Source organism: Dermatobacter hominis, from assembly GCF_020715685.1.
In the GTDB taxonomy this organism is placed as follows: Bacteria; Actinomycetota; Acidimicrobiia; order Acidimicrobiales; family Microtrichaceae; genus Dermatobacter; species Dermatobacter hominis.
Genome location: NZ_CP085840.1, coordinates 3,113,944 through 3,140,192, shown reverse-complemented (window position 1 = coordinate 3,140,192; position 26,249 = coordinate 3,113,944). Strand labels below are relative to the sequence as shown.

Annotated in this window: 29 protein-coding genes; 15 read left to right on the top strand and 14 right to left on the bottom strand. The window is 74.3% G+C overall.

The window, feature by feature from the left end:
• Positions 1-8: 8 nt before the first annotated feature.
• Positions 9-1,328, bottom strand: a complete 1,320-nt coding sequence (locus LH044_RS14905) for a hypothetical protein (protein ID WP_227756377.1) — start codon at positions 1,326-1,328, stop codon at positions 9-11.
• 296 nt (positions 1,329-1,624) lie between these two features.
• Complete coding sequence (locus LH044_RS14900; RefSeq protein WP_227756376.1) at positions 1,625-1,891, bottom strand: hypothetical protein; 267 nt, start codon at positions 1,889-1,891, stop codon at positions 1,625-1,627.
• 166 nt (positions 1,892-2,057) lie between these two features.
• Between LH044_RS14900 and hemE the strand changes: the two genes are divergently transcribed.
• The 3 genes from hemE to hemG are packed head-to-tail and all read left to right on the top strand — an operon-like array spanning position 2,058 to position 5,472.
• Complete coding sequence (hemE, locus tag LH044_RS14895; protein ID WP_227756375.1) at positions 2,058-3,149, top strand: uroporphyrinogen decarboxylase; 1,092 nt, start codon at positions 2,058-2,060, stop codon at positions 3,147-3,149.
• Positions 3,146-4,072, top strand: a complete 927-nt coding sequence (hemH, locus tag LH044_RS14890; RefSeq protein ID WP_227756374.1) for a ferrochelatase — start codon at positions 3,146-3,148, stop codon at positions 4,070-4,072. Before hemE ends, hemH begins: the two co-directional genes overlap by 4 nt.
• Complete coding sequence (hemG, locus tag LH044_RS14885; protein WP_227756373.1) at positions 4,069-5,472, top strand: protoporphyrinogen oxidase; 1,404 nt, start codon at positions 4,069-4,071, stop codon at positions 5,470-5,472. Before hemH ends, hemG begins: the two co-directional genes overlap by 4 nt.
• Before the next feature lie 37 nt (positions 5,473-5,509).
• Here hemG and LH044_RS14880 read toward each other — a convergent pair whose 3' ends face one another.
• Positions 5,510-5,941 carry a c-type cytochrome gene (locus tag LH044_RS14880; RefSeq protein ID WP_227756372.1) on the bottom strand — a complete coding sequence of 144 codons (432 nt, stop codon included), beginning with the start codon at positions 5,939-5,941 and terminating at the stop codon, positions 5,510-5,512.
• 91 nt (positions 5,942-6,032) lie between these two features.
• Between LH044_RS14880 and lnt the strand changes: the two genes are divergently transcribed.
• The gene (gene lnt / locus LH044_RS14875) at positions 6,033-7,592 is read left to right on the top strand and encodes an apolipoprotein N-acyltransferase (RefSeq protein ID WP_227756371.1); all 1,560 of its coding nucleotides are present in this window, start codon (positions 6,033-6,035) and stop codon (positions 7,590-7,592) included.
• Positions 7,593-7,604: 12 nt separating this feature from the next.
• Here the strand turns inward: lnt and dtd are convergent, their stop codons facing one another.
• Positions 7,605-8,072 carry a D-aminoacyl-tRNA deacylase gene (dtd, locus tag LH044_RS14870; protein WP_227756370.1) on the bottom strand — a complete coding sequence of 156 codons (468 nt, stop codon included), beginning with the start codon at positions 8,070-8,072 and terminating at the stop codon, positions 7,605-7,607.
• Between the two features lie 92 nt (positions 8,073-8,164).
• On the opposite strand from dtd, the gene LH044_RS14865 reads away from it, so the two are divergent.
• Genes LH044_RS14865 through LH044_RS14850 form a run of 4 tightly spaced genes read left to right on the top strand, consistent with a single transcriptional unit; the run spans position 8,165 to position 11,980 of the window.
• Positions 8,165-9,595 carry a glycosyltransferase family 4 protein gene (locus LH044_RS14865; RefSeq protein ID WP_227756369.1) on the top strand — a complete coding sequence of 477 codons (1,431 nt, stop codon included), beginning with the start codon at positions 8,165-8,167 and terminating at the stop codon, positions 9,593-9,595.
• A 4-nt stretch (positions 9,596-9,599) separates the two neighbouring features.
• The gene (locus LH044_RS14860; protein ID WP_227756368.1) at positions 9,600-10,466 is read left to right on the top strand and encodes a class I SAM-dependent methyltransferase; all 867 of its coding nucleotides are present in this window, start codon (positions 9,600-9,602) and stop codon (positions 10,464-10,466) included.
• A complete protein-coding gene (locus LH044_RS14855; RefSeq protein ID WP_227756367.1) occupies positions 10,453-11,535 on the top strand; it encodes a hypothetical protein in 1,083 nt (360 codons plus the stop codon). The genes LH044_RS14860 and LH044_RS14855 overlap by 14 nt, the downstream gene beginning before the upstream one ends.
• On the top strand, positions 11,516-11,980 hold the full coding sequence (locus LH044_RS14850; RefSeq protein ID WP_227756366.1) for a hypothetical protein: 465 nt from the start codon (positions 11,516-11,518) through the stop codon (positions 11,978-11,980). The genes LH044_RS14855 and LH044_RS14850 overlap by 20 nt, the downstream gene beginning before the upstream one ends.
• Here LH044_RS14850 and LH044_RS14845 read toward each other — a convergent pair.
• Together LH044_RS14845 and LH044_RS14840 are read right to left on the bottom strand one after the other, a co-directional pair.
• Positions 11,899-12,573, bottom strand: coding sequence for a class I SAM-dependent methyltransferase (locus LH044_RS14845; protein ID WP_227756365.1), 675 nt, complete (start codon positions 12,571-12,573; stop codon positions 11,899-11,901). The two genes, LH044_RS14850 and LH044_RS14845, sit on opposite strands and share 82 nt — an antisense overlap.
• Positions 12,574-12,629: 56 nt before the next feature.
• Entirely contained in the window at positions 12,630-13,145 is a 516-nt protein-coding gene (locus LH044_RS14840; RefSeq protein WP_374210502.1) for a GtrA family protein, read from the bottom strand.
• A gap of 103 nt (positions 13,146-13,248) precedes the next feature.
• On the opposite strand from LH044_RS14840, the gene tesB reads away from it, so the two are divergent.
• Positions 13,249-14,103, top strand: a complete 855-nt coding sequence (tesB, locus tag LH044_RS14835) for an acyl-CoA thioesterase II (protein WP_227756363.1) — start codon at positions 13,249-13,251, stop codon at positions 14,101-14,103.
• Positions 14,100-15,374 carry a PQQ-dependent sugar dehydrogenase gene (locus tag LH044_RS14830; protein ID WP_227756362.1) on the top strand — a complete coding sequence of 425 codons (1,275 nt, stop codon included), beginning with the start codon at positions 14,100-14,102 and terminating at the stop codon, positions 15,372-15,374. The genes tesB and LH044_RS14830 overlap by 4 nt, the downstream gene beginning before the upstream one ends.
• Positions 15,375-15,470: 96 nt before the next feature.
• Here LH044_RS14830 and LH044_RS14825 read toward each other — a convergent pair whose 3' ends face one another.
• Both LH044_RS14825 and LH044_RS14820 read right to left on the bottom strand, forming a co-directional pair.
• Positions 15,471-16,283 (bottom strand): lysophospholipid acyltransferase family protein, encoded by an 813-nt coding sequence (locus LH044_RS14825; protein ID WP_227756361.1) that lies wholly within the window; start codon positions 16,281-16,283, stop codon positions 15,471-15,473.
• Positions 16,284-16,391: 108 nt separating this feature from the next.
• Positions 16,392-16,823 (bottom strand): GNAT family N-acetyltransferase, encoded by a 432-nt coding sequence (locus tag LH044_RS14820; RefSeq protein ID WP_227756360.1) that lies wholly within the window; start codon positions 16,821-16,823, stop codon positions 16,392-16,394.
• 98 nt (positions 16,824-16,921) lie between these two features.
• Here LH044_RS14820 and LH044_RS14815 point away from each other — a divergent pair, with 98 nt between their 5' ends.
• Positions 16,922-17,806, top strand: a complete 885-nt coding sequence (locus tag LH044_RS14815) for a PAC2 family protein (RefSeq protein WP_227756359.1) — start codon at positions 16,922-16,924, stop codon at positions 17,804-17,806.
• Positions 17,807-17,827: 21 nt separating this feature from the next.
• Here LH044_RS14815 and LH044_RS14810 read toward each other — a convergent pair whose 3' ends face one another.
• The 3 genes from LH044_RS14810 to LH044_RS14800 form a co-directional block, all read right to left on the bottom strand.
• Positions 17,828-18,544, bottom strand: coding sequence for an NUDIX hydrolase N-terminal domain-containing protein (locus tag LH044_RS14810; RefSeq protein WP_227756358.1), 717 nt, complete (start codon positions 18,542-18,544; stop codon positions 17,828-17,830).
• A gap of 95 nt (positions 18,545-18,639) precedes the next feature.
• On the bottom strand, positions 18,640-20,946 hold the full coding sequence (locus LH044_RS14805; protein WP_227756357.1) for a [protein-PII] uridylyltransferase: 2,307 nt from the start codon (positions 20,944-20,946) through the stop codon (positions 18,640-18,642).
• Between the two features lie 99 nt (positions 20,947-21,045).
• Positions 21,046-21,384 (bottom strand): P-II family nitrogen regulator, encoded by a 339-nt coding sequence (locus LH044_RS14800; RefSeq protein WP_227756356.1) that lies wholly within the window; start codon positions 21,382-21,384, stop codon positions 21,046-21,048.
• A gap of 533 nt (positions 21,385-21,917) precedes the next feature.
• Between LH044_RS14800 and LH044_RS14795 the strand changes: the two genes are divergently transcribed.
• Complete coding sequence (locus LH044_RS14795) at positions 21,918-22,100, top strand: hypothetical protein (protein ID WP_227756355.1); 183 nt, start codon at positions 21,918-21,920, stop codon at positions 22,098-22,100.
• A 71-nt stretch (positions 22,101-22,171) separates the two neighbouring features.
• Here the strand turns inward: LH044_RS14795 and LH044_RS14790 are convergent, their stop codons facing one another.
• A complete protein-coding gene (locus tag LH044_RS14790; RefSeq protein WP_227756354.1) occupies positions 22,172-22,642 on the bottom strand; it encodes a hypothetical protein in 471 nt (156 codons plus the stop codon).
• An 84-nt stretch (positions 22,643-22,726) separates the two neighbouring features.
• Between LH044_RS14790 and LH044_RS14785 the strand changes: the two genes are divergently transcribed.
• Complete coding sequence (locus tag LH044_RS14785) at positions 22,727-23,008, top strand: hypothetical protein (protein WP_227756353.1); 282 nt, start codon at positions 22,727-22,729, stop codon at positions 23,006-23,008.
• Between the two features lie 81 nt (positions 23,009-23,089).
• Here the strand turns inward: LH044_RS14785 and LH044_RS14780 are convergent, their stop codons facing one another.
• Together LH044_RS14780 and LH044_RS14775 are read right to left on the bottom strand one after the other, a co-directional pair.
• Entirely contained in the window at positions 23,090-24,154 is a 1,065-nt protein-coding gene (locus tag LH044_RS14780; RefSeq protein WP_227756352.1) for an LmeA family phospholipid-binding protein, read from the bottom strand.
• Positions 24,135-24,818 carry a chlorite dismutase family protein gene (locus LH044_RS14775; RefSeq protein WP_227756351.1) on the bottom strand — a complete coding sequence of 228 codons (684 nt, stop codon included), beginning with the start codon at positions 24,816-24,818 and terminating at the stop codon, positions 24,135-24,137. The genes LH044_RS14780 and LH044_RS14775 overlap by 20 nt, the downstream gene beginning before the upstream one ends.
• A 66-nt stretch (positions 24,819-24,884) precedes the next feature.
• On the opposite strand from LH044_RS14775, the gene LH044_RS14770 reads away from it, so the two are divergent.
• Together LH044_RS14770 and LH044_RS14765 are read left to right on the top strand one after the other, a co-directional pair.
• Complete coding sequence (locus LH044_RS14770) at positions 24,885-25,322, top strand: RNA-binding S4 domain-containing protein (protein ID WP_227756350.1); 438 nt, start codon at positions 24,885-24,887, stop codon at positions 25,320-25,322.
• A 5-nt stretch (positions 25,323-25,327) separates the two neighbouring features.
• Entirely contained in the window at positions 25,328-26,062 is a 735-nt protein-coding gene (locus LH044_RS14765; protein WP_227756349.1) for a hypothetical protein, read from the top strand.
• Positions 26,063-26,249 lie beyond the last annotated feature (187 nt).

The following is a 26,249-nucleotide window of genomic DNA, read 5'->3' as shown; positions in this document are numbered from 1 at the left end:
AGCGTGGTTCAGGTTCCGAGGGCCGAGCGGCTGATCGACGCCAGCCCGGCGATGAGCACCCGGGCCAGCTCCTCGGCCTCGGCGTCCGCCGCAGCTGCGGCCATGAGCAGCCCGTCCACCGCGGTGCGGGCCGCGACCGTCCGCAGCGCCTCGTCGCCCTCGAGCAGCGAGCCGAGCAGGCCGACGAGGCGCTCCGACGACGGGTCGAGCACGGCGCCGTCCGACGTCGCGGCGGCGTGGAGGCGGGCGGTCAGCAGCGATGCGACCAGCGATCTCCGGGCGCATGCGGTCTCGGCCAGGTCCGCCACGAGCTCGACGACCTGCACCGATGCGTCGAGCGACTGCCGGGCGCGGGCCCGCCGCTCGACGGTGCCGAGCACGTCGTCCCAGATGAACGTCGCGAGGTGGTGGCGGGTCGGGTACATCGCCACGAACGCGGACTCGGCGATGCCGGTGAGGGTCACGATGCGCGTCACGGTCACGGCGGCCCACCCCTCGCGCTCGTCGACCGCCCGCACCGCGTCGCGCACGTCGTCGAGGTGGACCGGCTGCGGCTGCGGTCGGTACGACGAGATCACGCGGCTGGCGAAGAGGTCGTCGGCCTCGTCGACGCGCCGGGTCATCGAGGCGATCGTCGACAGGTACGTGAGCCGCACGAGGTCGGGGTCGGCGTCGGGGTCGAACCGGAGCCGCACCGCCGCGCCGTCCGCCCCGGCCACGAGCATGCTCGCCAGCATGTGGATGTCGATGCCCTCCACCGGCGTCCGGCCGACCAGCTCGAGCGCCCGGGCGATCGCCCGCTCGTAGGTGCGCGTGTTCTCGACGTACACGTGCCGGACGGCGTCCCTCACCTCCTCGTCGTTGATGGCGACCGCCGCCGCCAGCCAGAGGTGCGTGTAGTCCCAGGGCTCCGACGACCGGGCCGACGCGACCACCGGGGCGGCCGCGAGCTCGGCCAGCGTCTCGACGAACCGCTGCTCCGCGTCGTCGGCGTCGTCCATCGACCCGTGGAGCTGCTCGAGGATCTCGATCACCATCGGGTCGTCCTGCGGACGGATCGACAGGAAGAGCTGCCGGGCTGCGGCCTGCGGCGCGCTGCGGGCGCCGTCCGACGCGAACGCCGAGTAGATCGCACCGCTCGAGAGCCCGGACGCCGCGGTGAGCCGGTTCACCGTGATGAACGCGGTGACGTCGTCGAGCGTCGCGCCGCTCAGCAGCCGCGCCGACGCCTCCCGCAGCCGCTCCCGGGCCGTCCCGCGCCGCGCGCGCGGGCGCGACGGCGCCCCGTCGACGGGCGCGTCGCCGTCGGATCCGTGTCCGTCTCCCACGACGGGCTCCTCTCCCGGTCCGGGCGGGGCCGGACCACGGCGAAGACTACGGCTGCCGCACGACGCCGTCCCGTAAAGAGAGAACGTTCGCTACGAGCGAGCAAACCTGATCCTCGACGGCCGTTCGAGCGGTGTCGGGGCGGTCCCGGTTCGGCCACACTGGGCCCCGTCGGCCGCCCTTGGGAGAGGCTTGACGCTGGCCAGGACGGAGATCGCCCCTCTTCGTCCTGGCCACCTTCTCGTCAGGGCCACTTCTCGTCCTGGCCACTTTTTGTCGGGCCCGGCTCCGGCGCCGGTCAGCGGCCGGTGTCCTGGCCCAGCTCCTTGAGCGCCGAGGCCAGCGCGAGCCGGAGCCGGCGGGCGCGGTCGGCGTCGAGGTGGGCGACCATCGGCGTGCGGTCGGCGCCGACCTCCTCGACGAGCAGCTGCACCCGACCCTCGGCGTCGTCGTAGTCGTCGCAGATCGACACGGCCCAGTTGACCGGGACGAGCTCGTCCTCCTCGATCTCGTCCTCGGGCAGCGGCGGCAGCGGGACCTGGTCGTCGTCGATGGAGCGGCGCACGCGGCCACCCTACGGGCCGGCCGGCCCCGTCACCGGTCCGGCCCCGTCACCGGTCCGGCACCGTCACCGGTCCGGCACCGTCACCGGTCCAGGGCTGCCGGGGTCCAGGGCTGCCACGGATCCAGCATTGTCAGGGGTCCGGCCGGTCGTGGTTGACTCGGTGCCGATGTCGGACCGACCGACGCCGGAGGTCACGACGACGGCGCCCCACGCGGACTCCGCCTTCGTCCGGACCTGCCGCGGCCTCCCCACCTCCCGCACGCCCGTCTGGTTCATGCGCCAGGCCGGGCGCTCGCTCCCCGAGTACCGGGAGATCCGCGGCACCGGCACGATCCTGCGGGCGATCGCGGACCCCGACCTGGCGACCGAGATCACGTTGCAGCCGGTGCGCCGCTACGGCGTCGACGCCGCGATCCTCTACTCCGACATCATGACGCCGGTGCACGCCATCGGCTTCGGCGTGGACATCGCCCCCGGCGTCGGACCCGTCGTCGAGCACCCGTTCCGGGACCGCCGCGACCTCGATCGGCTCCGGCCGCTCGACCCCGAAGCCGACACGCCCTACGTCGTCGAGACCGTCCGCAACCTCGTGCGCGACCTGCCGGTGCCGCTGATCGCGTTCGCCGGGGCCCCGTTCACCGTGGCCAGCTACCTGCTCGAGGGCCGGCCGTCGCGGACCTACGTGCGCACCAAGGCGCTGATGCACGGCGACGAGGCGCTCTGGCACGACCTGGTGGACCGGCTGGCCGACCTCGCGATCGACTCGCTGCGATCGCAGGTGGCCAACGGCGCGTCGGCCGTGCAGCTCTTCGACTCGTGGGCCGGCGCCCTGTCGCCCGGCGACTACGAGCGCTTCGTGCTGCCGGCGAGCACCAAGGTGCTGGCCGCCGCGGGCGAGCTCGGCGTGCCGCGCATCCATTTCGGCGTCTCGACCGGCGAGCTGCTCGGCCTGATGGCGGCCGCAGGCGCCGACGTCGTCGGCGTCGACTGGCGGACGCCGCTCGACCTGGCGCGGACCCGGGTGCCCGCCGGCACGGTCGTGCAGGGCAACCTCGACCCGGCGCTGCCCGCGGCCGGGTGGGCGGCGACGCGGCCGGCCGCGGACGACGTCCTCCGGCGCGGCGGCGGCTCGGCCCACGTCTTCAACCTGGGCCACGGCGTGCTGCCCGAGACCGACCCCGAGGTGCTGGAGCGGCTGGTCGAGCACGTGCACGGCTGGCGACCGGGCGGCGCAGGACCCGACGGAGCGGCGCCGTGACGACGGGCGTGCTCGTCATGGCCTACGGGACCCCCGCCGGACCCGACGACGTCGAGGCGTACTACACCCACATCCGCAGGGGCCGACCGCCGACGCCCGAGCAGCTGGCCGACCTTGTCCGCCGCTACGACGCCCTCGGCGGGACGTCGCCCATGGCCGAGCGCACGCGGGCCCAGGTCCGGGCGATCGACGAGGCGCTCCAGCGGATCCCCGACGGCGGGTTCGTGACCGAGCTGGGTCAGAAGCACGCGGCGCCGTTCGTCGAGGACGGTGTCGCCGCCCTGGCGGGCGCAGGCGTGGAGCGGATCGTCGGCCTCGTGCTCGCGCCGCACTTCTCGGCGGGCAGCGTGGCGCAGTACCACGAGCGGGCCGCGGCGACGGCGGCCGAGCGCGGGCTGCCGTTCATCGGCATCGACAGCTGGCACCTGCTGCCCGAGCTGATCGACTTCCAGGCCGCCGCGGTCCGGGAGTCGCTCGCCACATTCCCCGAGCGGACCAAGGTGGTGTTCACCGCGCACTCGCTGCCCGAGCGCGTGCTCGAGGGTGACCCGTACCCGGACCAGCTGCGCCGGTCGGCCGAGGCCACCGCCCGGGCCGCCGGCCTGGCGACGTGGGCGGGCTGGGGACTCGGCTGGCAGTCCGCGGGCCGCACGCCCGAGCCGTGGCGTGGCCCCGACGTGCTCGAGATCGTCCGCGACCTGGCCGGCACCGGTCGCGCCGACGGCCTCCTGGTCGTGCCGCAGGGCTTCACCTCCGACCACCTCGAGGTGCTCTACGACCTCGACGTGGAGGCCGCCGCGGTGGCGGCCGAGGTCGGCCTCGCGTTCGGCCGGACCCCGGTCGTCAACGACGACCCCGCCGTGATGGGCGCGCTGGCCCGGACGGCCGCCGACGCCGCGGCGGGGCTGCGGGACCGGGCGTGAGCGACCGGCCCGACGGGTCTCGCCACGTCGTCGTGCTGGGCGGCGGCATCACCGGCCTGGCCGCGGCGTGGGAGGCGAGCGGCCACCCCGGCGTCGAGGTCACGGTGCTCGAGGCGTCGTCCCGGCTCGGCGGCAAGGTGCGGACGTCCACGCTCGACCTGCCCACCGGCCCGCTCGTCGTCGACGAGGGCGCCGACAACTTCCTCGCCCGCGTGCCCGACGCCGTCGATCTGTGCACCGAGCTCGGCCTGGCCGACGAGCTGACGCAGCCGGCGCTCGGCCGGGCCGAGGTGTGGGCCGGCGGCGCGCTCCGCTGGTACCCCCGGCGCCACGTGCTCGGCGTCCCGCTCGACGTCGACGACCTCGCCGCCACCGGCATCCTCTCCGACGAGGGCCTGGCCGCCGTGGCGACCGAGGTGGACCGCACCGATCCCGCCCCCGACGGCGACGTCCCGATCGGCGCCTTCCTGGCCGACCGCTTCGGCCGGGAGCTGGTCGAGCACGTGGTGGGCCCGCTCGTCGGCGGGATCAACGCGGGCGACGTCGACGAGCTGTCGATGCGCGCCGTCACCCCGCAGCTGGCCGACGCCGCCGCCGACGGGGGCAGCCTCACGCTCGCGCTGCGCCGCCGGGTGGCCGCCGCCCCGCCGTCGGGACCGGTCTTCCGGGCGCTCCTCGGCGGGACCGAGCGGATGGTCGACGTGCTGGCGGACCGGCTGGCGGGGCGGGGCGCCGACCTCCGCACCGGCGTGGCCGCCACCGCCGTGGGGCGCGACCCCGACGGCGGCGTCGTGGTCGGGACCGCCGACGGCGCCGGGGTGCGCGCCGACGCCGTGGTCGTCGCCCTCCCCGCGCCGGCCGCGTCGACCGTGCTGGGCGCCATCAGCCCGACCGCCGCGGCCGAGCTCGGAGCGCTGGAGCACGTGCCCGTCGCCTTCGTGGCGTTCGCCGTGCCGCGGGCCAAGGTCCCGGTGCCGCTCGACGCGTCGGGCGTGCTCGTCCCCCGCGACGCCGGCCTGCTGATGACGGCGACGTCGTTCGGGTCGGTCAAGTGGCCGCACTGGGACGACGGGACGCACGTCATCCTCCGTGTCGCCGCCGGCCACCGCCACGACGAGCGCCCGTCGACGATGGACGACGAGGAGCTGGTCGCCGCGCTGCGCGCCGACCTGGCCACCGTGCTCGGCATCACCGCCGCACCGGTCGCCACCCGCGTCACGCGCTGGTCGCCCGGGTTCGCGCAGTACGAGGTCGGCCACCTCGACCGCGTTCGGCGCATCGACGCCGCCCTGGCGGCCGACGCCCCCGCCGTGCGGGTCGCGGGCGCCGACCTCGGCGGGCTGGGCCTCCCGGCGTGCATCCGCCAGGGCCGTGACGCGGCCCGCGCCCTCGTCGGCTGACCGCCGCGCCCGTCGGCGTCGCCGGTTCCGAGGGGGGTCAGCCCTTCGAGCCGAGGGCCTGGAGGTAGGCGACGACCTGGTCGACCTGGGTGTCGGACAGGTCGCGCTCCGGCATGATCGGCGTGAAGCCCTCGACCACCTGCTCGCCCGGATCGGTGATCGCCGTCCGGAGGTAGTCCTCGTCCGCGGTGACCTCGTCGCCGCCCTCGAGCGTGACCGTCGAGCCCGCGAGGCCCTTGAACGTCGGACCGACCCCGTCACCGCCGTCGACGGTGTGGCAGGTGGTGCAGCCGAGGTCGCGCACGACCTCCTGGCCCTTCGCCGCGTCGCCCGTGAGCGGCACCGTGTCGGCGGAGGAGTCGTCCGAGGAGCTGCACGCCGCAGCGACGCCCGCGACGGCGAGCAGCAGCGCGATCGAGCCGGCGAGCAGCGCGCGGGGACCAGGGCGGGGGGACCGGGACGGCGCCATGTCCCGGAGTCTGCCAGCGAGCGCCCTGACCCGTGGGCCGCCCGACGGCCGGTGCCGCCTGTCGTGCCCTCCCGTGGAAGGATGCTCGGCCGTGGCGACCCCCGCCGGAGCTGACGGCACCGCCGAACCGGACACGGCCGCACCGGCGGCCCCGCCCGGGCGCGGTCGCTGGGTCACCGTCGTCCTCGGGCTCCTCGCCGGGCTCTGCATCTGCTTCGCCCTCCCACCGTGGGGCTGGTGGCCGCTCGCGCCGGTCGGCATCGCGCTGTTCATCCACGTGCTCGGCCCCCGCGGCGGCGACGGGCACGGCCGCCCGCGACGGGCACGGGAGCGGGCGGGCATCGGCTGGCTCGTCGGCGTCGCGTGGTTCGGTCCGTCGACGCTGTGGATGGCCCAGCTCACGCCGCCGGGCTACGTGCTCGGCGTGCTGGTGGCCTGGGGCGGCATGGTCGCCGCGGTGGCGGCGGTGTGCCCGGGCGACCGCCGGCGGATCGTCGCGCTGCCCGCGCTGCTCGTCCTCTTCGAGTGGTTCCACCTGCACGCGCCGTTCGGCGGCATCCCGCTGTCGCTCCTCGCCACCACCCAGACCAGGGCACCGCTGCTGCCGGTCGCCCGGCTGGGCGGCGTGCTCCTCCTCGGCCTCGCGGTGTCGACGATCGGCGCGGCCCTGTACCTGCTCGCCACCCGCCGGTGGCTCGGCGCGGCGGTCGCCGCCGTCGCGGTGGCGGCGGTCGCGCTCGTCGGCGCGGCGTGGCCGATCGGCGACCCGGTGGCGCAGGTGCGCGTGGCGGGCGTCCAGGGCGGCGGACCGCAGGGCACGCGCTACTCGAGCGCCGACGCGCCGATCGTCTTCGGCCGGCACCTCGAGGCGACCCGCTCGATCGCCGGCGACGTGGACGTGGTCGTCTGGCCCGAGAACGTCGTCAACATCGAGCACCCGTTCGAGGGCAGCGAGGAGCTCGGCCTGATCGTCCAGCAGGCGGCCCGGCTCGACGCGCCGATCATCGTCGGCGTCGTCGAGGGCGTCGACGAAGACCACTTCGTCAACTACGTCGTGGTCGTGCACCCGGACGGCACGATCAGCGACCGCTACGACAAGGAGCGCCGGGTCCCGTTCGGTGAGTACGTCCCGATGCGGTGGCTGTTCGAGCCGATCGCGCGGGAGTCCCTGCCCCAGCGCGACCAGGTGCCGGGCGAGGGCGAAGCGGTCGTCGACACCGGCCACGGGAGGATGGCCGTGGCGATCAGCTGGGAGATCTTCTTCGGCCGCCGCGTCCGGGAGGGCGTGCGCGACGGCGGCCAGGTGGTGCTCAACCCGACCAACGGGTCGAGCTACTGGCTGACGCAGGTCCAGACCCAGCAGGTCGCCATGTCGCAGCTGCGGGCGGTCGAGTCGGGGCGCTGGACCGTGCAGGTGTCGCCGACGGGTTTCAGCGCGTTCGTCGATCCGGCGGGCGGCGTCCACCAGCTCACCGACATCTCCGAGGAGGAGGTGATCACCCGCACGATCGACCGCTACGACGGGACGACGCCGGCCCAGGCGCTCGGCGACGTCCCCGGTCTGGTGCTGGCGATCGGCGGCCTCGTCGCCGTCGTCATCGTGGCTCGTCGGCGTCGCGCGACGGCCGCCCCCGACACCGACGACGCCTAGGAGCCGCCCGCGTCAGGTCTCGACGAGCAGGGTGACCGGCCCGTCGTTGACCAGCGCGACGGCCATGTCGGTGCGGAACCGGCCGGTGGCGACGGTGGCGCCGAGCGCCCGGAGCTCCTCCACCACGGCCTCGACGAGCGGTTCGGCCACCTCGGGCCGCGCCGCGGCGACGTAGCTCGGTCGCCGGCCCTTGCGGGTGTCGCCGTAGAGCGTGAACTGGCTGACGACCATGAGCTCGCGGCCGGTGTCGGCCGCCGACAGGTTCATCACGCCGTCGGCGTCGTCGAAGACCCGGAGGTTCCAGATCTTGCCGGCCAGCGCCCGGGCGCCGGCCTCGTCGTCGTCGTGGGTGACGCCGACGAGCACGCACAGGCCCGGGCCGATCTCGCCCACGACCTCCTCACGTCGACCACCGTCGGCGCTCGGAGGGTGCGCCACGGTGACCGAAGCTGAGCGAACTCGCTGGATCAGGCCGCGCATGCACCGCTCCCACCACTGTCCGTGAACGTTCCTGTGACCCTGCGTGACGATCACTTGACCGTCGGGTCAACGCACGGCGAAGCTACTCGGTCATGCGAACCGGCCCGATCAGCTCGTCACGGAACCCGCTGACGAGGGGCCGCTCCGCCGCTCGCGGCCCCGCCCGCCCCGTCCCCGGGCCCGACGATCCGCTGCGCATCGCCTTCCTGACGTACCGCGGCAAGCCCCACGTCGGCGGCCAGGGCGTCTACACGCGCCACCTCACCAAGGCGCTCGTCGACATGGGCCACCACGCCGAGGTCCTGTCCGGCCAGCCGTACCCGCTGGTCGACGAGCGGGTGCCGCTGGTCGAGCTGCCGAGCCTCGACATCTACAACGACCACTTCCCGATGCGGATGCCCGGGATCTGGGAGCTGAAGGACCGCTGGGACTGGGCCGAGGTGACCGCGTTCTCGTCGGGCACCTTCCCCGAGCCGCTCGCCTTCTCGTTGCGGGCGTGGGACCACCTCCGCAAGCGGCCCGGCGAGTTCGACCTCGTCCAGGACAACCAGTGCCTCGGCTACGGCCTGCTGCTGATGGAGCGCATGGGCCTCCCCGTGCTCGGGACCGTCCACCACCCGATCACCGTCGACCGTCGGCTCGAGATGGAGCACGCCGAGTCGGCGCGGCAGCGCTGGTCGAAGGCCCGCTGGTACGCCTTCACGAAGATGCAGACGAAGGTGGCCAAGCGGCTGCGCCGGGTCATCACCGTGTCGCGCAACTCCTACGACGACATCTGCCGCGACCACCTGGTGTCACCGGAGCGGCTGCACATCGTGCCGGTCGGCGTCGACCCCGAGCTCTTCGCCCCGATGCCGGGTGTGGTGCGCGTCCCCAACCAGATCATCTCGACCGCGTCCTCGGACGTGGCGATGAAGGGCCAGCGCTACCTGCTCGAGGCGCTCGCCAAGCTGCGCACCGAGTTCCCCGACCTCAAGCTCGTCCTCGTCGGCCGGCTGAAGGAGGGCTCGGCGGCCCAGCGCACGATCCAGACGCTGGGCCTCGAGGGCGCGGTCGAGTTCGTCTCCGGCGTGTCCGACCAGACGATCGTCGAGCTCTACAACTCCTCGGCGTGCGCCGTCGTCCCCTCGCTGTACGAGGGCTTCTCGCTCCCTGCGATCGAGGCGATGAGCACCGGCTGCCCGCTGGTCGCGACGACCGGCGGCGCCATCCCCGAGGTGTCGGGCCTCGACGGCGACACGTGCTTCGCGGTCGCCCCGGGCGACGCCGACGCGCTGGCCATCGGCATCCGCCGGGCGCTGACCGACCCGGCGGCCGCCCAGGCGATCGGCCTCCGGGGCCGGGACCGCGTCGTCCACCGCTGGACGTGGCGCCAGACGGCGGAGAAGACCGTCGTCCACTACCGGGCCCTGCTCGACGAGGCCGCGGGCCGCGCCGCGAGCGACGTGGCCGCCGGCCGGGCCCCCTCCCCCACCCCCCACACAGCCCCGACCGGCGCGCCGCCGGCGGGCGACAGGAGCTGACGCGGTGCTCACCGTCGACTACGAACTGCTCGGGCTCCAGCCCGGTGACCTGGTGCTGGACATGGGCGCCGGTGCGGGCCGGCACTCCTTCGAGTGCTTCCGACGGGGCGCCCAGGTCGTGTCGCTCGACTACGGCTACGACGAGCTGCCGCCGGTCCGGGACCTCTTCTGGGCCATGAAGGAGTCCGGCGAGGCGCCGCAGAGCTCGCTCGGCGCCTGCATCAACGGCGACGCCCTCCGCCTCCCCTTCCCCGACGGGACCTTCGACCGGGTGATCTGCTCCGAGGTGTTCGAGCACATCCCCGACGACCGGGGCGCCATGGCCGAGCTGCACCGGGTGCTGCGACCGGGCGGCGTGCTGGCGGCGACGGTCCCCTCGTGGATGCCCGAGAAGATCTGCTGGCAGCTGAGCGCCGAGTACCACGCCCCGCTGGCGGTCGGCGGCCACGTGCGCATCTACACCGAGGGCATGTTGAAGGACCGGCTGATCGACGCCGGGTTCCGGCCCGAGGCGTCGCACCGGGCCCACGCGCTGCACTCGCCGTACTGGTGGTTGAAGTGCCTGGTCGGCCCGACCAACGACACCCACCCGCTGGTGCAGGCGTACCACAAGCTCCTCGTGTGGGACATCGCCAAGGCGCCCGCCCTCACCCGGACGACCGAGCGCCTGCTGAACCCGGTGCTCGGCAAGAGCGTCGTCGTGTACTCCCGGCGCACGGTCGGCGGGGGCGGCGAGCACGCCACCGTGACCGCGGCCGAGCCGGCCGCCCGGGCCGACCAGGTCGCCGGGCCGAACGGCGCCGTGTCGACGAACGGGTCCGGTCCCGCCCCCGAGGCCCCCGTGGAGGATCCCGCCAGTGTCCCGGTCTGAGGTGTTCCTCGCCGACGTCGACGGCATCGTGACCGCCGAGCAGCTCACTGCGACGGTCGACGCCGTGGCCGAGTGGCAGCTCGACTCGGGCATGGTGCCGTGGTTCCCGGGCGGCCACGCCGACACGTGGAACCACACCGAGTCGCTGATGGCCCTGATGCTCGGCGGCCGGCGCACCGAGGCCGAGCTCGGGTTCCAGTGGCTGCGGTCCGTGCAGCGGCCCGACGGCTCGTGGCACCAGTACTACCTGGCCGACCGGGTCGAGCAGGACAAGCTCGACGCCAACTGCTGCGCCTACGTGGCCGCCGGCGTGTGGTTCCACTGGCTGCTGTTCCAGGACCGGGGCGCGCTCGAGGAGATGTGGCCGATGGTCGACGCGGCCATCGAGTTCGTCCTCGACCTGCAGACGCCGCGGGGCGAGATCCTCTGGGCCCGCCACGCCGACGGCACGCCCTGGAGCTTCGCCCTGCTCACCGGCTCGTCGTCGATCTGCCACAGCCTCCGCTGCGCGATCGCCATCGCCGAGACGCTCGGCCACGAGCGACCGGACTGGGAGCTGTCGGCGGCGCGGCTGTCGAAGGTCATCCGCTCCGAGCCCGACGCCTTCGCCCCCAAGCACCGGTGGGCGATGGACTGGTACTACCCGGTGCTGTGCGGCGCCGTCACGGGCGAGGCCGGGCGCGACCGCCTGGCCCACCGCTTCGAGGCCTTCGTGACCGATGGCTGGGGCGTGCGCTGCGTGTCGGACCGGCCGTGGATCACCGCGGCGGAGACCTGCGAGTGCGCCATGGCCCACCTGGCCGTCGGCGAGCGCGACCGGGCCGTCGAGATGTTCTCGTGGGCCCAGCGCCTGCGCACCGCCGAGGACCGCTACTGGACCGGCATCGTCCTGCCCGACGAGGTCCACTTCCCCGGCGGCGAGCAGTCGACCTACACGGCGTCGGCGATCATCCTGGCCGCCGACGCGCTGGCCGGCTCCTCACCCGCGTCCCACCTGTTCACCCGCCCCGACGAGCTTCCGGAGCTCATCGAGGAGCAGACTCGCACCGATGCCGTCGAACCGTCCTGAGCCCCTCCGCCGGCCCCGCGCCGGCCGCGCCCTGCTGGTCGCGCTGTCCCTCGTGATGGCCGCCGGCGCCGTCCTCGCGGTCCCGTCGGTGGCCGTCGCCCAGGACGGCGGTCCGACGACGACCGTCGCCGAGGTCGGTCCCGTGTCGGACTGCTCCCCGGGCCACATCGTGCGCCGGCCCGACTGCGGCATCGCGCCCGACTCCCCCACCGACCCGGGCGGCTGGATCCAGGTCTCGCTCTTCTACCTGATCTGCGTCGCGGTGGTCGGCATCGTGGCCTTCGTGTGGTGGCGCTCCCGGGTCGCCCGCAACGAGCGCCGGGCCGCCGGCCTCGATCCCCTGACGCTCGCGAGGGCGCGCGGTCAGGGCATGCGCCGCAGCACGCGCAGCGAGCCGGTGGCCGAGACCTCCTCGAACCGGCCCGAGGCCAGCGCGGGCAGGTAGATCCGCTCGTACGGCGGCCGCCCGCCGTCGGCGGGGTCGGGGAAGACGTCGTGGATGGCCAGCAGGCCGGCCGGCGCCACGTGCGGCGTCCACAGCCGGTAGTCCTGGTCCGCCGGCTCCTCGCCGTGGCCGCCGTCGATGAACACGAGGGCGCAGGGCGTGGTCCAGAAGCCCGCCACCGTGGGCGAGTCGCCGACGAGCGCCACCACGTTCGGCTCCAGGCCGGCGTCGTGGACCGTGCGACGGAACACCGGCAGCGTGTCCATGCGGCCCACGGCCGGGTCGACGAGGTCGGGCTCGTGCCACTCCCAGCCCGGCTGGTTCTCCTCGGAACCCCGATGGTGGTCGATGGCGATCAGCACCGTGCCGCCCTCACGGGCCGCGGCGCCCAGGTACACCGACGACTTGCCGCAGTAGGAGCCGACCTCGAGGAGGGGCGCCCCGGGCACGGCCGCGCTGGCCTCGACACCCGCCCGGAAGAGGGCCAGGCCCTCGTCGGGGGGCATGAACCCGCGGGCGGCCTCGGCGGCGGCGCGGACGGTCGGGTCCATCTCCGGCGTCGGCTGCTGCTCGGGCGCGTCGGGCACGGTCATCGGGAGGGCTCCGCTTCGGGTGGGGGCGGCGTCGGGACGAGGGCCGGCCGGCCGGCTCAGATCGGCAGGTCGCCGTGCAGCATCTCGAGGTCGTCCTCGCCCGGCTCCTCGCCGTGGTGGGTCACCTTGAACAGCCAGCGGTCGAGGATGACGTAGCGGCCGACCCAGACGATGCCGAAGCCCAGGAGCTGGGCGAAGAACACGGCGATCGGCTCGATGATGCCCTCGTCGTGGACCTGCTGCTCGACGAGGTAGGTGAGGCCGGTGGCGGCGGCGACGCCGAGCATGGCGGCGACCCAGAACACCAGTACCTGCGTGCGGAGCCGGTCCTTCGACGTGTCCTTCCACACGAACATCTTGTTGGCGAAGAAGTTCGGCACGGTGAGGATGGCTGCGGACACGATCGAGGCGGTCGTGTAGTTCCGGTCGAAGACGAGGGCGCCCAGGATCTGGATCAGCACCTGCCCGATCGGCACGAACACCACGGACACCGCCATGTAGCGGATCTGCTTGCGCCCCTGGTCGGAGCGGGCGTGGTCCATGACCGCGGCGGGGCTGATCTTCACGGGCATCCACCGTACCGGAGGCCCCCGACCCGGCACCCATTCGCGTCGGGTGGTCCCCGGTGCCCGCGGGCGGGCAGCCGCACGTCCCACCCCGGGGCAGGATGGCGGGATGGACCAAGCCGCCGTGGACGCCCTGATCGCCCTGCTCGACCTGGAGCCGATCGAGGTGAACATCTTCCGGGGCCTGAGCCCGGACCGGGGCGACCAGCGGGTGTTCGGCGGCCAGGTCGCCGGCCAGGCGCTGGTGGCGGCGGCCCGGACGGTCGAGGCGGACAAGATCGTGCACTCGCTCCACGCCTACTTCCTCCGGCCCGGCGACCCGACGGTCCCGATCATCTACGAGGTCGACCGCACCCGCGACGGCCGCTCGTTCGCCACCCGCCGGGTGAAGGCGGTGCAGCACGGCCGCAGCATCTTCACGCTGTCGGCCAACTTCCAGACGCCCGAGGAGGGCTTCGACCACCAGTTCGACATGCCGAGCGGCCTGCCCGAGCCCGACTCGCTGCCCGACTTCCGGGAGCGGATGGAGCCGTACCGCGAGCAGTTCGCCGAGTGGTTCGATCGGCCGCGGCCGATCGACACCCGCTACTGCGAGCTCGGCCCCTGGGAGCGCAAGGAGGACCGGCCGCCGTACCAGCACGTCTGGCTCAAGGCGAACGGCGTGCTCCCCGACGACCCGGTGCTGCACATCTGCGTGCTGACCTACGCGTCCGACATGACCCTGCTCGACACCTCGCTGCTCCCCCACGGCTCGTCGTTCACCGTGGGCGAGGTGTTCATGGCGAGCCTCGACCACGCGATGTGGTTCCACCGCCCGTTCCGCGCCGACGAGTGGCTGCTGTACGCGCAGGACACGCCGAGCGCGAGCGGGGGACGAGGCCTGGGTAGGGGGCTCGTGTACTCGCACGACGGCCGGCTGGTGGCCTCGGTCGTGCAGGAGGGCGTGATCAGGAGGATGCGGTGATCCACGGACGGCTCCGGCCCGCCCTCCTGGGCGCGGTCGCGCTCGCCGCGACCGGCCTGCTGGTCGGCTGCGCCGACGACGACGACGGTGCGGCGACCACCTCGACCGGCGCGCCGGCCTCGACGACGACCGCGGCGGGCGCCGGGGCGCCGAGCGCGGCCGGCGACCTGGGGGACGCCTCGGTGCGGCTCGTCGACCTCGGCCTCGAGGCCGACTCGCCCATCGACCTGACGTTCCGGCCCGGCAGCACCTCGCTGATCGTGGCCGAGCGCGGCGGCGCCATCCGGGAGGCGGTCCGGGACGGCGACGGGTACCGGCTCCTCGACGACCCCGTGATCGACCTGACCGACGCGGTGGGGAGCACGGCCTCGGAGCGGGGGATGCTCGGCGTCGCCGTGTCACCCGACGGCGAGCACCTCTACGTGAGCTACACCGAGGCCTCCGAGGGCGACTCGCGCATCGTCCAGTACCCGCTGACCGGTGACGACGGGGAGCTGCGCGCCGAGCCCGCCGCAGCCCGGCAGCTGGTCGCGATCGACCAGCCGTTCGCGAACCACAACGGCGGTGCGCTCCGCTTCGGCACCGACGGGATGCTCTACGCCGGCTTCGGCGACGGCGGCTCCGGGAACGATCCCGAGGGCAACGGCCAGGCCCGCGACACCCTGCTCGGCAAGATCCTCCGGATCGATCCAAGCGCGCCCGACGGCGTGCCCGCCGACAACCCGTTCGCGAGCGGTGAGGCCGACGGGCGCCCGGCCGAGCCGCTGATCTGGGCGACCGGCCTGCGCAACCCGTGGCGGATCGACATCGACCCGGCGACCGGCGACCTCTGGGTCGCCGACGTCGGCCAGAACGAGCAGGAGGAGGTCGACCGCCTGGCCGCCGCCGACGGCGGCGGCCGGGGCGTGAACCTCGGTTGGGACCTCTTCGAGGGCACGAACCGGATCGACGAGCCCGATCCCGCTCCGGGCGCGGCGAGCGCCGGACCGTTCGTCGAACCGGTGCTGACCTACACCCACGACGAGGGCTGCTCGATCACGGGCGGCGTCGTCGTCCGCGACCCGCAGCTGCCGGCGCTCGACGGCGCGTTCCTCTTCGGCGACTTCTGCCAGCCGTGGATCCGCGCCGTGCGCGTCGGAGCCGACGGCAACGTGCAGTCGGCCGACCTCGGGCTCGACGTCGCGTCGGTCGTGTCATTCGCCCGCGGCCCCGACGACGAGGTCCTCGTCGTCAGCCTCGACGGCACGATCGGCCGGCTCGCCCCCGCCTGACGCCGGAGCGTCGCCCGCCCCGACCCGTTCTGTTCCCGAGGACCGGGGCGAACACCCCAGGATCTGGAACAGAGCCGGCGGGCAGGGCGACGGTGCTCAGTCGGAGAGGGTCGGGTCCTGCTCCATCACGACGAGCTGCGCGGCGATGAGCTCGCGCACCCGCTCCTTGAGCGAGTTCACGTCGTCGAGCGTCATGCCCTCGGTGCTGACCGGCTCCATGACGTGCACCGCGGCGTTGGCCCGGCCGAAGCGCCAGTCGTGCTTGCGCAGCGCCTCCTTCGTGCCGTGCACCGCGAGGGGCAGGATCGGCACCTGCGCCTCGATCGCCAGCCGGAAGGCGCCGTCCTTGAACTTGCCGAGCTCGCCGTCGGCCGCCCGGGTGCCCTCGGGGAAGATCATGATGCAGACCTTCTTCTTGAGGTACCACTTGCAGCGGTCCATGGCCTTGGTGGCCGAGTCCTTGTCGCCGCGGTCGAGCTTGATGTCGCCGGCGAGGTACATGAGCCAGCCGGCGATCGGGATCTTGAACATCTCCTTCTTGGACAGCCACTTCATCTCCCAGGGGAGGTGGCTGATCAGGAGGATGTCGACGAACGACTCGTGGTTGGCGACCACGACGTACGGGTTGCGCGGGTCGGCCGGCAGATCGCCCGTGACCCGGAAGTGCCACATGGGCGTGAGCTTCTGGTGGAGCACCGGCATCTTCCGGTACAGGTAGCCCGCCCAGTAGTGCGTCCGGTCGAACGGCAGCGTGACCACGTAGGTGACGACGATGGCCGGGATGAAGAGGATCACGCTGATCCCGAAGGCCAGCCACGACCACACGGACCAGATCGTGTCGCCGAGCGTCGGGCGCGGTGCCCGCCCCTCGGGAGGTCCGTCGGGAGCGGGAGCAGCGGAGCCGGCCATGGGTGAACACTACGCGCCGCCCGGTGCACCCGGGTCGGCGCCGACGGCCGCCCCGACTGAGCCTGGTTCGGTGTTCGGCGGCGCGGTCGGGGTCGCGGACGGGCGCCGCTACGACAGCGAGTACCGGTAGACGTTCGTCTCCCGCGGCTCGAAGCCGATCCGCTGGTACAGGCGGTTGGCGGCCTCGCGGCTGGGGCGCGAGGTCAGATCGACCGTCTTCGCGCCCAGCGACCGGGCGAGCTCGAGCGCCTGGCGGTTGAGGGCCTCGCCGACGCCGCGGCCGCGGGCCTCGGTGTCGACGACCACGTCCTCGATCCAGGCCCGGACCCCCGTCGGGATGGGGAATACGACGAGCGTCATGGACCCGAGGACGGTGCCGTCGTCGTCCCGGGCCAGCAGGAGGTGGCACGCGTCGGAGCCCACGATCGCCCCGAGAGCGGCTGCGTCGGGCGGCGACGACGAGCTCGACAGCTGGGGGATCAGGCGGGCCATCGCGGCGACCAGTTCGTCGTCGACGGCGGTGCAGGTCTCGATCCGCATGGCCGCCGACGCTACCGCCGGCACCGCGCCGGGCGCGCCGGTGCTGGTGGCCCCGGGGCGCCGGTGGGACCTCGGGAGCGCGCCGGTATGGTGACCGGATGGGGAACCTGGAGTGGCTGGACGGGCCGGCGGCCCGTCGGCGGGAGGCCGGCTCGAGCGCAGAGGGTCCCGGACCGGTCCTGGTGGCGGCGTTCGAGGGCTGGAACGACGCCGGCGACGCCGCGACCGGTGCGGTCGAGCACCTGTGGGAGCGGTGGGGTGCGACGACGATCGCGTCGATCGACCCCGAGGAGTTCTACGACTTCACCGCCACGCGCCCGCACGCCCGTCGCGAGGCCGGCCGGCGGGTGATCGACTGGCCCGCGAACGAGTTCGGCTGGGCGGAGCCCGACGGGACGAACGGCGTCGTCCTGCTCCGGGGCGTCGAGCCGCAGCTGCGCTGGCGGACGTTCTGCGGCACCGTGCTCGAGGTGGCCGACGAGCTCGGCTGCGAGTGGGTGCTGACGATCGGCGCGCTGCTCGCCGACGTGCCCCACACCCGCCCCACCCCGGTCTTCGGCACCGCCGAGGACCCCGGCCTGGGCGGCCGGCTCGGGCTCGGGCCCTCGGAGTACGAGGGGCCGACCGGCATCCTCGGCGCCCTGCAGGGCGAGTGCGGCGCCCGCGGCCTGCCCGCGGCGTCGCTGTGGGCGGCCGTGCCCTCGTACGCCCCGTCGGCCCCGTCGCCCAAGGCGGCCGTGACGCTCGCGGCCCGGGCGGTGACGCTGCTGGGCACCACCGTCGACACCAGCGTGCTCGACCTGGCCAGCCTCAGCTACGAGCGCCAGCTCGACGAGCTGGTCGCCGAGGACGACACCACCCTCGAGTACGTGCACCTCCTCGAGCGCCAGCACGACGCGTCGGAGCGGGCGACCGACGACGGCGTCGTCCCCAACGCCGACCAGCTGCTCGACGAGGTGGAGCGCTTCCTCCGCGAGCAGTAGCCCGCCGGCGCCTGCGGCCGGTCAGTCGTCGGCAGGGTCGCCGAGCTCGCCGTCCCAGACCTGGTCGCGGGGGAGGTCGTAGAGGACGTCGACGGACTCGCCGCGCAGCGCGGCGAACGCCTGGGGGCCCCAGTGCTCGACGCCGGCCGTCGGCGTCGGCAGGTCGTCGGGTCGGAACCACCCGACGTCGAGCGTCTCGAGCGGGTGGCCGCGGAGCTCGCCGCCGACCGCCCGGCACAGGAACACGAGCGAGTAGAGCGGGATCCGGGTGAAGCCGAGGCGGAGGCCGTCGAACACGCCGAGCAGCCGCTCGACGGTCACCTCGATGCCGGTCTCCTCCCGCACCTCCTTCACCGCGACCTCGCTGGCGGAGTAGCCGATGTCGGCCCACCCCGTGGGGTACAGCCAGATCCCGGAGTCGGCCCGCTGCAGCAGCAGGATCTCGCCCCGGTCGTTGCCGACGACGGCGCCGACCGCGACCTTGGGCGTGACGTAGCCGGGCACGCCGTCGCCGACGATGCGCATCCACTCGTCGACGCTGGAGCGGACCGTGCCCTCGGGGTGGGCGCGCCCGCCGGCGGCGCGGATCTCGGCCGCGACGTGGAGCACCTCCTCGTAGCGCTCGCGCTCGTAGAGGTTCGTCGAGAAGGCGAGCCCCGTGCGGGCGATGCCCGCCAGCGCCTCGCTCCAGCGGACCAGGTCGGTCTCGGTCACCCCCGGCTGCGGCTCGTCCTCCACGAAGAGGAACCTACCCGGGCCCCCGCAGCGGGATCCGGGGCGACGGCGACGGCCTCGCACGGCCTGCTCGCTGGGTGCCGCGACCGGCGGGCCGATCAGGCGATCGGCTCGAGGGCGTGCAGGAGGGCCCGGCGGATCTCGTCCTGGTGGGCCTCGTCGACGATCTTGGCCCCGCCGCTCGACACCACGTAGAACGCGTCGACCACGTCCGCGCCCATCGTGTGGATCTTCGCCGTGCGGACGTCGACGTCGAGGTCGGTCAGCGCCCGGGTGAGCCGGTAGAGCAGCCCGATGCTGTCGGCGCCGACGATCTCGAGGACCGTGGCGTCCGCGCTGGCGTCGTTGTCGAAGCGGACGGCGTGGCCGAGCTGGTGGATGCCCGGGCGACGCCGGCCGCGGTGGGTGCGGATCCGCTCGTCGAGCCGGGCCTGGATCGCCAGCCGCCCCTCGAGCACCTTGACGACGTCCTCGCCGACCCGGTCCCACTGGATGATGCCGCTCGGGCCGGCGTCGACGCGGAACTCGTCGAGCGCCATGCCGTCCTCGGAGTGGATCGCCGCGCTGATGACGTCGAGCCCGTGCAGCGCCAGCACGCCGGCGACGCGGTGGAACACGCCCGGCCGGTCGGGGCAGACGACGGTGATGGCGTCGTCCTCGGCCTGGATCTGCACGCCGCCCTTGCCGAGCAGCTCGCGCTGGGCCTCGGTGGGGAACGGATCGGAGACGACCTCGTCCACGCGGTCGCCGTTGAGCAGCTTCGACGTGCGGTTGGCGAGCTGGTCGACCAGCTGCGCCTTCCACTCGCTCCACGCCAGCGGACCGGTCGCGAGGCCGTCGGCCTCGGACACCGCCCTCAGCAGCGCGAGGCGCTCGGGCGTCTGGACCGTGCGGGCGACGAGCTCGATCGTCGCCGGGTCGTCGAGGTCGCGCCGGGTCGCCACGTCGGGGAGCAGGAGGTGGTGGCGGACGGCATGGGCGACCATGGCCACGTCGGCCGGGTCGAAGCCCATCCGGGAGCAGATCGTCGTCGCGAGCTCCTCGCCGACCTCGCTGTGGTCCCCGGGGTAGCCCTTGCCGATGTCGTGCAGCAGGGCCGCCATCTCGAGCAGGTCACGGCGCGTCCGGGCACCGAGCCGCGATGCCTCCGACGCCGCTTCGAGCAGGTGCCGGTCGACGGTGAAGCGGTGCAGGACGTTGCGCTGGATCCGCGAGCGCGTCGGCTCCCACTCCGGGACGAGGCGCACCCAGAGCCCCCACCGGTCGAGCGCCTCGACGACGGGGATGGCGGCCGAGCCCGACTCGAGCAGCTGGACGAACAGCTCCCGGGCCTCGTCGGGCCACGGGTCGCCGAGGTCGGGGGCGGCCTGCAGCGCCTGCAGCGTCGGGATCGAGATGCGCGTCGGCACCCGAGCGGCAGCGACCGCCACGCGGAGGACGGCCGACGCGTCGTACACGGGCGCCGTCTCGTCGGGCAGCGCGATGCGGCCGTCGCGGAGCACGAGGTCGCCCTCGATCGGGCGGTCGCGGCGGAAGCGACCGAAGCGCGACGCCTCGAGGTTCGTGCGGATCTCGTGCCAGCTCTCGTCGCTCGTCCAGGCGATGGCACCGCCGTCGACGGCGACCCGCGACATGAGGGCGTCGGCGTCGACGTCGCCCAGGCGCGGCGCGATCTCGTCCTGGTCGGCGAGCGTCAGCGTGTCGCCGGGACGGCCGCTGGCCCGGTGCAGCTCGACGCGCACCGCGAGCAGGTCGTCGTGGTGGCCGCGCAGCTCGGCGAGCACCCGCTCGTCGATGTCGGCGCCGGCGGCCCGGGCCCAGCCGAGGGCGTGCACGTCGCGCAGGCCGCCCCGGCCCTCCTTGAGGTCGGGCTCGAGGTCGAAGGCGACCTCGCCGTGGGCGAGGTGCCGCTGCTCGACGGCCTTGCTGAGCACCTCGAGCCAGCGGCGACCCTTGCGCTGCCAGTTGAGGCGCGCCTTCTCGGCGAGCTCACCGGTGAGATCGGCGTCGCCGGCGAGGTGCCGGGCCGACAGAAGGGAGGTGGCGGTCTCGAGGTCGTCGGCGGCGAGCGCCAGGGTGTCGCGCACCGAGCGGACGGAGTGGCCGAGCTTCAGCCCCTCGTCCCAGATCGGGTACCAGAGCCCGTCGGCGACCGCCGACGCGTCGACGCCCCGGGCGGTGAGCAGGAGCAGGTCGAGGTCGGACTGCGGGCAGAGCTCGTCGCGGCCCTGGCCGCCGATCGCGACGAGCGCCATGCCGGCACCGCCGCCGGGTGCGGACGCGACCGCGTCGTCCCAGAGCGCGCGGAGCCAGGCCTCGACCACGCGCCCGTAGGCGTCGCAGAAGGCCTTCCCGGTGAGCGAGCGGTCGTCGAGCAGCTCGCTGCGGTGCAGTGGTGAAGCCATGGGTTGGCGCGGCCCTCGGGCGATCCCCGATGCCCCCCCGGCCAGGTCGGGCCTGCCCTGACCGGAGGGACGCCCCGTGGGTCGGGGATCGTGTCCGGGTCAGATCGCGGCGGCGCCGGTCTCCCCGGTACGGATTCGGACGAGCTCGTCGACGGCGGTGACCCACACCTTGCCGTCGCCGATCTTGTCGGTCTTGGCCGACGACGCGATCGCGTCCACGACCGCCAGGGCGTCGCCGTCCTCGACGACGGCCTCCACCTTCACCTTGGGGAGGAAGTCGACCTGGTACTCGGTGCCGCGGTAGGTCTCGGTGTGACCGCCCTGCCGGCCGAAGCCGCGGACCTCGGTCACGGTCATGCCGACCACGCCGATGCCCTTCAGGGCGTTCTTGACGTCATCGAGCTTGAACGGCTTGATGACGGCGGTGACCAGTTTCATGAGTGCTGTCCCTTCTGTCCGGTACATACCGCGGCGATCACGCCCCGGCCCACGGTGACTTCACCGACGGTTCCCGAGCCGGCTACGCGTGCGCGCCCCGACGTCGGTGGTTCCCCCGAGCCCCCACGACGGGACCGATGCCCATGGCATCGGCGTGCGCCGCATGGCACGAGGAGGACGACGACACCGCGGTCGCCGCTACGCCCGCCATCTCCCGGTCCGCCCCGTTCAGGGCGGCAGAGCGACAGGTGGGACCCGTCGCTCGTCCGGTCGGCTGGTGGGAGTTGCCCGATCGCATGTCTCGTGTCCTGGCCCTTCAGGATGGTCGACCGCCCGGTCCCGGGCGGCACATCCGGATGAGTGGTGAGGCGCCGCGCCCGACCGCTCACGGGACGGGTCCCGTGCGGCGCTCGACCGTGCTCCTCGGGCGGCGAACCTACGGACATCGTGTTTCCGCAGTGTTACCTGCCGCGGGACGTTCCGTTACGCCGTCGCGAGGGGCCTCGAGCCGACCGGCCGTAGGATCTCGGCCCATGGCCGTGCGCACCGACTGCCGCCACTACTCCAGCCGGACCGTCGGCCCCGACGAGCTCGTGCAGCGCTGCCGGGTCGACTTCGCCGAGCAGGCGCCGTTCGCGTGCCCGGAGGGCTGCCTGTTCTTCGAGCCGCGGTCGATCACCGACGCCGGCTGGAGCCGGGACCCCGACGCAGGCTGAACGACTCGTCGTCGCCTCGTCGTCGCCTCGACGCCGCCCTCGCCGGCGGACGGCGCCCCCGCCCGGGGTGCTCAGCGGTGGCGACGCAGGTGCACGTGCGCCTTCGCCGCCCCCCACGTGAGGCCGGGCTCCTGCAGCGAGGGGTCGACGTCTGCGAACCCCGCCGGCGTGAGCCCGTAGAGATCGTCGGGGAAGGCCCGCCGGTCGAAGTCGTCGCGGCCCACCCCCGGCACCCCCGCCGCCGCCAGCACCGCGGTCGGGTAGCGCACGGCGTCGCGCAGGACCTGCAGGGGCGTGCCGCGCTGCTCGTCCACGTCGAGCTCGAAGAGAGCCCGCAGCCGCGCCCCGACCTCGGCCCGGCACGACCGGGCGGCGTCGTCGGTCGCCCGCCGCACCTCGTCGTCGGGGACGACGCCGGCACGCGCGCACGCGCCGTCCACGCAGCGGCGGACCCAGTCCTCGATCACCGCGTCGACGGCGTCGGCCAACTGCGTGGCGTACGCGGCCAGCGCCCGGTCGTCGTCGGTGGGTCCGTCCGGCACCGGTCCAGTCTGGCGCGCCCGTGCCGTGCCGCCCTGCGGGTCGCCGTGGCCCCGCCCGGCGCCCGCACCGGGTAGGAACGGGACATGCGCATCCGGGCGACGGCCGTCTTCGAACGGGTCGTCTACAACTGCTTCGTCTCGGACCCGGGCCGACCCGAGCACCCGGTCCTCGAGATGGACGCGCTGCTCCGCGAGGGCGACGCCGACGGCCCGGTGCTGCTGCCCGTCCCGCAGTTCATGGCGCTCGTCGGCGGGCCCGAGGTGGCGGAGCCGATCCTGCGCCGGCTCTCGTCGCAGGGCCGCGTCGTCCGACACCAGGACGTGGCGCACCTGTCGTTCCCGACCTGGCAGCTCGTCGACGACTGACCGGGCCCGGGCCCGAGCTTCGGCGGGCGGATCTGTCGTGAGGCGACTGATCGGTCTGCCAGAGCGCTGCCGAGGCCGTCGTCAGCCCGGGGGGACCGCCGGCGGCGGGGCCGGCGGGGGCGCCGCGGTCGTCGTCGGGACCGTGGTGGTGGTCGTAGTCGTGGTCGTCGGCGTGGTGGTCGCCGACGGGTCGGCGGTCGTCGTGGTGGCCCCGCCGTCGATGGCGGTGGACTGCGGGGGCAGGAGCGAGCCCGCCGGCGCGGTGTCGGGATCGAAGGCGGGGCCGAGCGGGTCCTCGAGGACGCCGGGGAGCTTCGATCCGCGGCACGCCAGCACGATCGTCGACCGCCCGATGCTCACGCCCGGCGTGCAGGGCAGGAGGTAGCCGTCGGCCACCGGGACCTCGACCGGGCCGCCCCACAGCGACTCTGCGGGCCCCGACAGGACGAGGGCGTCGCCCCGCACGACCGCGTCCACCCGCAGCTGGTCGGGGCCCGCCACCAGCTGGCCGTCGACGATCGACAGCTCGGTGCCGACCGCGGACGACAGCGCCTCGGGCAGCACCTCGATGCGGACGTCGCCCTCCCCGATCGACTCGACGCGGACCGAGCCCGACAGCAGCGACACGTCGCCGTCGAGGTCGGTGAGCGTGTAGTCGGCCCGGGCGACCGGCAGGCCGGCGATCGTGCCGTCGACGATGCGGATGGACAGCTCGTCGAGGCCCCCGCCGAGCAGCGCGGGGAGGACGACCGGCCGGAGCCCGCCCGGGATCGACACCTCGACGTCGCCGGTGATGCCGCTGGCGAGCAGCTGGTCGGTCACGCGGTCGGTCAGCGTGCGGCGGCCGACCCATTCGAGGGCGACCAGGCCGCCGAGGAGCAGGACGGCCACGGCGGCGAGCGCCACCGCCCACCGGGTGCCCGGTCGACGACCGGTCTCGCCCTCGTCGCGGTCCGACGGTGCGGGCGCGGCCCACACCGGCCGGTCCCAGCGCCGGGCCCGGCCGTCGCGGGAGGACGCGCCGTCGCCGGAGGCGCGGTCGTCGGGCGCGCGGTCGCCGTCGGTCCGCCCGTCCCTGCGGTCGGCGACCGGCGACGCTGCCCGAGCCGACGGCTCGGCGGGGAGGTCAGTCGACCCCGAGCTCACCGAGGACGGTCCCTGGTTCGGCGACCATCCCGACGTAGAAGGTCCCGAACTCGCCGTAGACGGCCGAGGCCTCGTCGAAGCGCATGGTGTAGACGACGTCCTTCACGTCGTCGGGGTTCGAGCAGAACAGCGTCACGCCCCACTCGAAGTCGTCGGTGCCGGTCGAGCCGGTGACGACCTGCAGCACCCGGCCGGCGAACTTCCGGCCCGACGAGCCGTGCTCGTACATCAGCTCCTTGCGGGCGTCGTACTCGAGGCGGAACCAGTTCGCGCCGACCTCACGCCGCTTGGACATCGGGTAGAAGCAGAACGCCGGCTTGCCCTCGGGGGGCAGCTGCGGGTGGAGGCGGGCCTGCTTCATCTCGTCGGGGACGCCCTGCGCGTACTCGGAGATCTCGGTGAGCGAGACGTAGCTGTCGGCCAGCTCGAGCCCGGCGGCCACGAGGTCGGTCTGGAGGCGCCGGAGGTCCCACTGGTCCTCGGCCAGCGCCATGACGCCGAGGTCGGCCTTGTGGCCCAGCAGCGCGGCGGTGACCACCTGGACGCCCCGACCCTGGGCCTGCTCGATCGCCTGGAGGACCTCCTTGGCGTCGGTCAGCGGACCGGTCCGGAAGAAGAGGTGCACGACGGCGAGGCCGACGGTGGGGGTGGACGCCTCGGGCATGGCCCAAGTGTACGGACGACCGGCACGGCCGTCCGCCTCGGGTCGGTTCTCGGCCACACTGCTGGGGTGGCAGCGGCAGCGCGGGGGTCGGCCCCGACCGGGGGCGGCGACGGCGAGGGGAAGGTGCGCGTCGACGCGTGGCTGTGGGCCGTGCGCCTGTACCCCACCCGGACCGCGGCGACCGAGGCGTGCAGCGGGGGCCGGGTCCGCATCGACGGCGAGGCGGTGAAGCCGGCGCGCCGGGTCGTGCCGGGCGACGAGGTCGAGGCCCGGCGCGCCGATCGAACCGGCACCTACCGGGTGGTGCGGACGCTGACGAAGCGGGTCGGCGCTCCCGTCGCGGTGCAGTGCTACGAGGTCGTGCGGGAGGACCTCGACCGGGCGCCGCGCTCCGCGCTGTCGGCGTCGTGGGGCGAGCGCCGCCGCGGCGCGGGGCGCCCGACCAAGCAGGACCGCCGGCGCATCGAGCAGCTGCGCAAGCGATCGGACCGGGGGAAGGGATGAGTCGCATGCGCGATCGGGTGCCGTCGGGACCGACGGGCGGGGCCGGGCGCGCTCGGCGGCGGGCGCTGGTCGTGCTCGCCACGGCGGCGGCGGTGGTCGGAGCGGTGGGGTGCGGCGACGCCGAGGAGGACCGCTTCCGCGCCGCGGCCGAGAACGCCAGGACGTCGACGACCACGACGCCGCCGGCCACCGAGGTGCCGGCCGGCCCCGGCAACGGCGAACCGTCGGCCACGACCGCGCCGAGCACGACCGCGCCGACCGATCCCGGCGCGGCGCTGCTCGCCGCCGTCGACGCCCTGCGCGCCTCGGCCGGACCGGGGCGGGCGCTGCGCTTCACCACGCACTTCCCGGTCGGCGGCGCGGCGTACGCCTCGTTGCAGAGCCAGGATCCGGCGAACCCCGCCGACATCGACGAGCGCGACTGGCGGGACGGGCGCATCTCCCAGCCCGAGCCGGTGCGGCTCAGCCCCGCCGACGACCTCGCCGCCGAGCTGTTCGACATGGGGGCGATCGACTGGCCGGCGGTCGCCGCCGCCCTGCCCGCCGCACCGGGCCTCGTGTCGCAGCAGCTCGGCCGGCCGCTCGACGGCTCCGACGGCGTGACGCACCTGATCGTCGAGTCCGGCCGGCCGTTCACCGACGGCACCGTCGTGCGGGTCTACGTCGACGGCGGCGACCGCACCACCGGCGGCTACGTCCAGCTCCGCCCCGACGGCACCCTCGACAAGGTCATGGCCTGACCGCGCAGGTGGGCGCTCCCGCCAACGTGAGGATCTCCCCGACAGCACCCCACCCCCGCCGCGAACTTGGGGACCTCCCCGAGAACGCCCCACCACCGAACTTGGTGATGAGCGATCGCTGAGCGAACGGACATCCCCAAGTTCGCCGGATCCGACTTCTCGGGGACGTCCCCGAGAAGGGCCCGGG